7 protein-coding genes are annotated in these 7,160 nt (G+C 33.0%); 2 read left to right on the top strand and 5 right to left on the bottom strand.

The window, feature by feature from the left end; genetic code table 11:
* The 3 genes from FTV37_RS16060 to FTV37_RS16050 all read right to left on the bottom strand — a co-directional run.
* Positions 1-326, bottom strand: a 326-nt coding sequence (locus FTV37_RS16060; protein ID WP_180064269.1) for a hypothetical protein, incomplete at its 3' end; no start/stop codon positions are given.
* Between the two features lie 293 nt (positions 327-619).
* Entirely contained in the window at positions 620-916 is a 297-nt protein-coding gene (locus tag FTV37_RS16055) for a hypothetical protein (protein ID WP_179991832.1), read from the bottom strand.
* Positions 916-1,557: an AAA family ATPase gene (locus FTV37_RS16050; protein ID WP_179996672.1), complete on the bottom strand. Its 642-nt coding sequence runs from the start codon at positions 1,555-1,557 to the stop codon at positions 916-918. The genes FTV37_RS16055 and FTV37_RS16050 overlap by 1 nt, the downstream gene beginning before the upstream one ends.
* Positions 1,558-1,888: 331 nt before the next feature.
* On the opposite strand from FTV37_RS16050, the gene FTV37_RS16045 reads away from it, so the two are divergent.
* Positions 1,889-2,896, top strand: coding sequence for a replication initiation protein (locus FTV37_RS16045; protein ID WP_179995738.1), 1,008 nt, complete (start codon positions 1,889-1,891; stop codon positions 2,894-2,896).
* A 525-nt stretch (positions 2,897-3,421) separates the two neighbouring features.
* Entirely contained in the window at positions 3,422-4,696 is a 1,275-nt protein-coding gene (locus FTV37_RS16040; protein ID WP_179995739.1) for a phospholipase D family protein, read from the top strand.
* Here FTV37_RS16040 and FTV37_RS16035 read toward each other — a convergent pair.
* Together FTV37_RS16035 and FTV37_RS16030 are read right to left on the bottom strand one after the other, a co-directional pair.
* Positions 4,693-5,529, bottom strand: coding sequence for a DNA adenine methylase (locus FTV37_RS16035; RefSeq protein WP_179995740.1), 837 nt, complete (start codon positions 5,527-5,529; stop codon positions 4,693-4,695). The two genes, FTV37_RS16040 and FTV37_RS16035, sit on opposite strands and share 4 nt — an antisense overlap.
* Positions 5,529-6,773, bottom strand: coding sequence for a type II toxin-antitoxin system RelB/DinJ family antitoxin (locus tag FTV37_RS16030; RefSeq protein WP_179991749.1), 1,245 nt, complete (start codon positions 6,771-6,773; stop codon positions 5,529-5,531). The genes FTV37_RS16035 and FTV37_RS16030 overlap by 1 nt, the downstream gene beginning before the upstream one ends.
* Positions 6,774-7,160 lie beyond the last annotated feature (387 nt).

The following is a 7,160-nucleotide window of genomic DNA, read 5'->3' as shown; positions in this document are numbered from 1 at the left end:
AACCTCATTTCACGTTCAGCCATACGGTCTAAACGACGTTTTAGGTTCTGTATTTCATTATTTTGACGAGTACGCCGGTCTATCTGACGTTCAACTTTGTTTGTTAAGGCTGTTTTGGTCTTTAAAGTGGTTGATTCATCTTCTGCAAACTCTTTGAGATAACGACTTAACAGTGATTCTTCCAAGTCAAAGGGCATATTTAAGTCTTTTTTGAGCACTTGGATGATGGATTGATAGGTCAAACCATCTTTTTTTAGGCGTAAAACATCGTCTAGATGATTTCTCAGCCACTTTTTCTTATTGAACGAAGGTTTATTTTTGATCACTTGAAAGCCTTAATTTTGTTGACGCTCTAAAATCGGTTTTCAACCGATTTTTTTAAGACACACCATACGCACCTTACAGGATGCCACTAAAAAAATTTAGATTTTTTCAGGGTATTTCTTAAAATAAATATATGATTTAAAAATATAAAACAGTAATTTTTATGTAAATACTTCCAAAAATTGCATAACTTTTTACAAGTGATTGATTTTTTTATTTATAGAATTTTAATACGTTTTATAAGGAATCTAGTGCTAGCTGAAAATAGAAAAGCCACCCTGAAGGTGGCTCAAAATTAGTAGCCTAACTCTTTCTTAATCAAATTATGTAAATCTTCATCCGATAAAGTATTGAGCTGACTAACAGCAGCTTTAAGAATGATAGACCGATTTGCTTTAGCAACACGACATTTAACCTTCAGATCATTAATTTGCTCACTTACATCTTCTGTTAACGAAAATGTATATCTTTGAAATTTAGCATTTGATGGGGTTAGTTCCTGAACATTTTTTGATGCACCAGAGATAAAATCATTCACTAATTTTTCATTTTTAGAAGTTTGCTCTTCTCTTTTTAAACCTTTTAAAGCCATTAGAGGTCTCCTAAAAACTCTTTAGCGATTTGTTCAATTTCTTGTTTGGCTTTTTCATCAGATGACATTTCAAAAACGGATAATCCATTTTCATCAGCATCATCATATATATTTCGATTACACGTAAAATTATTCAATGGAATGAGATCAAACGATTCACATGCTTCTTTAGCATCTAAGATGCGTTGAACTTGACTCGGTAAAGTTGGACATTGAGTAATGACTGCTCGTGTATAGAGTTCAGGATTCACAGCTTTAGCGAGACGTATTAATTTTTCGACATGCACTAATGTTTTGAGATCTCGTCTTTTAGGACGGAAAGGCAAAAGCATATGCGTGGAAACAGTCATTGCAGAACGTAGGGCTTCAGAATCCTGTCCACCAGCATCAATAATGATATCTTGGTATCGCTTAGATAAGTCCATTAGGATTTGTCGAATGTTCCCTGAAGCTTGTACTGATGGAATATTTTTTACAGCTGAATTTTCATCACGTTCTTTGATCCAATCAGTTGTCGTACCTTGTGGATCTGCATCGAGTAATAAGATATCTCGATTACTCGCTTGTAAATAAACTGCTAGATTTTGGGCTAAACAACTTTTGCCAGATCCACCTTTTTCACCACCAACTAATATGATCATTTTTATTTAACTTACGTAACTTATTTAACTTAAGTATATTCTAATAATAGAGAAGATCAATGTATTCACATAGTTAACTTTTTACGTAACTTAAATAACTTATGTAACTTACGTAAGTTTATAAAAAAAGTTTTATCTTATATATACTTTTTGATTGAATTGAAAAACAAAATAGATATATTGTATAAACTACAGATATGAAAAAGCCCCGTAACTTTCAAATCTTGGCGGAAGAGAAGTTACAGGGCTTGAATTCTTAGAACATGCTTGCACATGAACTGTATTAATAATACATGGTCATTGTGCATTTGCAAATAGTGAAGATAAGCAAATGCAACAATTATCTTTTCTGCTTGATCAATTTCAAGACAGATTACCTAAAAAGCCTTACTGTGCAGATAATTTGGATTATGGTCTGATGATCATGCCTAAAGAAATTTCTATAAAATACAGATATATACAGCCAAACAGTCCTTATTATTTACATTATCTAGTATTTGATTTGGATTATGAGGCTTCATTATCAGAAATATTATATGGACTAGTAGGAGTACCATTACCAAACTTAGTAATTGCTAATCCTTACAATGGTCGTTCTCATATTTTATTCCAGTTAAAAACACCGATTTATACCACTGATGCTAGTCGTCAAAGACCAATTCTCTATGCAAATGCCATTCGACATAAACTTGGAGAGTTGTTCAAAGCAGATCCCGCATATACACATCTAGTAGCTAAAAATCCTATGTCTAGTTTTTGGAAAACTACGTGTTTACGGGAAAAACCTTATACCTTAAATGAGCTAGCAAGAAACTTAGACTTAACTTGGAATGATGCTAAAAGAGAAATTAAACAAGATGAAGCGATAGGTTTAGGACGTAATTGTTTTGTATTCCATACAGCTCGTCATTGGGCATATAAAGAAATACGGAAGTATAGAGGGAGTACATATTCTGTTTGGCTTGAGAGTGTAATTCAGCATTGCGTGAAGCTAAATCAGGGTTTGATTCAACCTATGACCTATGGAGAGGTGAAAGGCATTGCTAAGTCTATTGCGCGCTATTGTTGGAAAAAAGACCCATATTGTTATCAGGAGTTCATTGATCGCCAAAAATATAAGGGGCGATTGGGTGGCATTAAAGGTGGAAAAGTAAGATCTGCAAAATATGATGAGCTGAGGAGGCAGGCAAGGGATCTACATTCACAAGGTTTGAGCTGTAGAAAAATTGCAAGTGAACTCTGTGTATCTAAATCAGTTGTGGCTACTTGGATAAAGTGTCCAAGTGAGCCTAAATCAGATATTAGCGCTTTGGAAACTACTTTTGGTTTGTTTTCTTAGTTAAGTGTCCAAGTGAGCCTAAATCAGATATTAGCGCTTTTGGGAGTTTTTTTTGTTACCTATATATTCTTCTACTTCAAACTTTCAGTTAAAAGCAGATCATAGTTTCATTTCTAAGAATGCTTTGTTTGAATTATACGAAAGTTTTGTCTTCTATAGTTATAATGGAAGACAAGATCTTGCTTATTGTACTGAGGTACATCTTAGTGATGATCCTTATGTAACCCTATATTCTGTTCAATATGAAGAAAAATTTAGGCATCTTAGGATCAGAGATTTTGATTTCATCTATGGTCAAAGTTTTGATGAATTGAGAAAAAAATTTATAGTCTGAATTGATAAATGCCTCTTTAAAGTGGCATTTTTTTTGAACCAAATTTCGTATAAGAAACTTTATGTTAAATGGATAAGGCTGAAAAAACATAAAATCTTTTTAAATTAGATAAATTTTAGCAAAGCATTAATTTACTCGTTAATATTTGGGTTAAACTTAAAAAAGGAGTATAGCAAAATTGATGGAATCAAATGCCTTCACCAAAAATCTTTTTTCAACGTCTTGATGGCGCTGATTTTGTTAATGAATTAGCTACAGCCTCTTTTAATTATAATGAAGGTATCATTAGTGTTGCTTTTGCGCGAAAAAATGGTGCTGATATCATTTGTAATAATGTTCTAAACAATAAAAAAATAATATTTTTCATAGGAATAAATAATGGAGTAACGTCTAAGCAAGCTTTAGAATATCTTCTAGATAAGAATGTACATCAAGATATTTATTTGGTTAATACTGGTACTCCCCAACAGATTTTTCATCCTAAAGTTTTTTGTTTCTATGAAGAAGCTTCAAAGGAAGGAGTATTGAGTGTTGGAAGCTCCAACCTAACTTCTGGAGGATTTGAAACCAATATTGAAGCCAATATTTTATTGTATATAAATCATTCTAATTGGGATTTAATACAAACAATAATGATGAATTTAAATATCATAAAGGCTGATTGTATTCATTTAAAAAGTAAGCATCAGTTAGATAATTTACTAAATAATGGTTTTCTAGAGGATGAAAGTAAGAAAATTTTTGTTCCTGTTAGAAATCATATAGTATGGAGTCCTAGCTCTCCAAATATTCCAAAAGTTAAACTAAAAACAATAGTTAAGTCACAGAAAGAACCTACTAGTACAGGTACAGTCTCACCTACTAGTACAGGTACAGTCTCACCTACTAGTACAGGTACAGTCTCACCTGCCAGTACAGGTACAGTCTCACCTACTAGTACAGGTACAGTCTCACCTGGTATCCAGACAATTTGGTTTGAAACGAAGCGAATGACTGGTGGATCAAGAAATATTTTAGATTTATCAATGAAATCTTTAGTTGAAAGAGGAGATCCGAAAGGAACTATTTTTGAATTTAATGATTCTAAGTTGATGCTAGGTACAGTGTATTTTTTTGGAGTAGATCCTTTAAGTAGTCATAAACGTAAACTAATTACATTAGAGTTTGATGGGGTTGATTATATTGGCAATGAGATACTCTTCCCTACAGGAGATAATGCAAATGGTACGTGGCGCCTTCAGATTAAAGGAGTAAGCTCTAATAATATAAAAATTACAGATGCTTTTAGAGCAAAAGAAGAAGGATATTACTTAGTCGAAAAAATAATAACCTTTACTAAGATTCGTGAAGATTACTACTCTTTATCTGTATATTCAGAATCAGAAATGGCTAATTTTAAATTATCTTCACGAATCTTAGGTAGGAATGGTTCTTCAAAAAATGCTAAGCAATTTGGATTATTTTAAAAACGGCTTAACCATTCTTGGTGCTTATTTTTTCTAGCTCCGCTAATGCCACCATTTGCACCACCAAAGTTAAGCATAATTGTATCTTCACTTAATGGAATTCCTTCAGAAATAAATAAAGGAACATTATTTATTTCTCGAAATCGCTTAACGAAAAAGTTTAAATCAAAACTGTATGCGTATCCTGTTGTATGTTGATATGGTGGATCAACATAAACAATCGAGTTTGTAGGAAATGGAATACTGAGTAATTCCATAATATCCATATTGAAACAAGTTACTCCACTCATTTTGTTTACAATAGTATTTATTCTCCGTCTTAATTCATTCGGAGATGGTTGCATAGCATTTGCAGGACTACGACGAATACTTGTTTCAGTTGGTTCCCAATAGTCTCTAAAACAAGCATTTGCCCAATTTTTTTCCTTACGATAGATTTGTTTTCCACCAAAGGAACAAGCTTGAAGGATTGGATAAAGTTCCACTTCATGTTTATCTATTGGTAGTTTAGAAAGAGTAGATAAATGCTCTTTAAAATCTTTTTGACTACTAGGTAACTCTGCTAAAAATTGATCAAAAACATCCATATTAAAAGTATTAGATCCTATAGCTGACCAAAAAGCCCCCCAAGAACTAATATCAAGCATAGAGATACGTGTTGGATCTATACCTCGATTAACTAATTCAATAGAAATTGCACCTGAACCACAACATAAATCATAGAATTGAGTATTGGAGTCAGTAGAAGAGTTTAGAATTACATCAACTATTTGAGATGCTACACGTTGTTTACCACCTTGATATGAACAAGGCACTCGTAATATTGAGCTCATCAACATTTCCTTTGAATTAGAATTCTTGCATAAACTCTTTGACCATTGATTATACCGACCCCTCCTCTATCCTCAGAGTGTTGTAAGTATTTTACTTGTGAAAGAACATCAGAAGGTACATTGGAACGTGCATTACCATTAGCAAGCATTACAATTTCAAATTGATCTGGATTATATTTATCAAGGAATGTAATAGGTACACCCATTAAGCCATCATAATCTACTGGAATATTTTGAGTGCGGTTAACCTCAATGGCATCATAATTTTCATATTTTGGATAATCATTTGAATTATATGCTTTAGTTAAAACTAAATTTTCATGACGTCTAGTGGTATCTAAATTAGTAAACCAACGAACACCTTTGACTCTAATAAAGCGGCGCCCTGTATCATCTATCCCACAATTACTTGCATTTAATGGATAGTCATCAGGAACATAAAACTTACGATCTCCTGATCTTATAGAATCACCATACCAAATTTTATTATCACGAAAGAGTGGGAATATTTCCTTGCATGTTGATGCATTCATATTTCCAAGAATAATAAACTTTTTTTTATGCTGCATTAGCAAACTAATATATTCACGGAAAAGACTGAAGGGAGGATTAGTGACTACAATATCTGCTTCTTGTAATAGAGTTTCACATTCTTTTGAACGAAAATCACCATTACCATTTAAATGTACAAGAGAGTTACTCGGTATAGCAAATAAAGATTCTAAGTCTAAAGAACCATCAGGTCTTTCTAAACTATGGTTAGGTACCTCTTTTACTACTGCTTTATAGGCACTAGTTCCCCCATTTAGAGGATATTCTTGGCCTGCTAAACTAGATTCTGAATAGCAAGTGGATATTAGACCCGCTAATTCTAAGTCATCGAAATGAAGTATAAAGAATCTAAAGAAAGCTGATTCAAATGGATCATCACAATTACAAAGTATAGTTTTTCCCTTGAAATGCCTTCTATGGTTCATCATTTCCACAAAAACATCTTCATATTGAGTGTAAAATTCATCTTTTTTAACAATAAATGCATTATTAAGAGTGGCATTTCCAGATTTCAATTGAACTATTGGACGCTCGATATTTATATCAAATGGCATCTTTCCCTCACGAACAACAGTTTTAAGAAATGTATTAATCGCTGTGGACATGCTAATACCAATTTCATCAAATATTTTGCTAGCACTTTTTTTAACATCTAGATCAATACGGATTGTAGTGGTTGGTTTGATGGACATCTTTGGGCTCCAATAGAGAAATACAATGTAGCACAATTTAGTGCTGTAATCTCTATATAGAAGCATTGGTAATACTAGGATGATTATTAAAACACCAATCTTATTATTGAGTTTTCCTACAATTAACATAATACGGATTATGCGAAACGAGAGCCTACTGCTCTCGTTTTTTCATTCTAGAACTGCTAAACTTCTTATACGCCATTGACGTACTTCAACCTATGTTATTCATTGAAACCAGTATTTTTACCAAGCAAATTAAAGAGCTTGTGAGTGATGAAGAGTATCGTCAGCTCCAGCAAGATCTCTTGGTACAGCCTGATAAGGGCGACTTAATCAAGAATGGCGGTGGAATTCGTAAAGTACGCTGTACTCAAGGCAATAAAG

Source organism: Acinetobacter sp. YH16042 (assembly GCF_013417245.1).
GTDB classification, from domain to species: Bacteria; Pseudomonadota; Gammaproteobacteria; order Pseudomonadales; family Moraxellaceae; genus Acinetobacter; species Acinetobacter amyesii.
The sequence above is the reverse complement of the archived record's forward strand: the minus strand, read 5'-3'. Positions and strand labels throughout refer to the sequence as shown.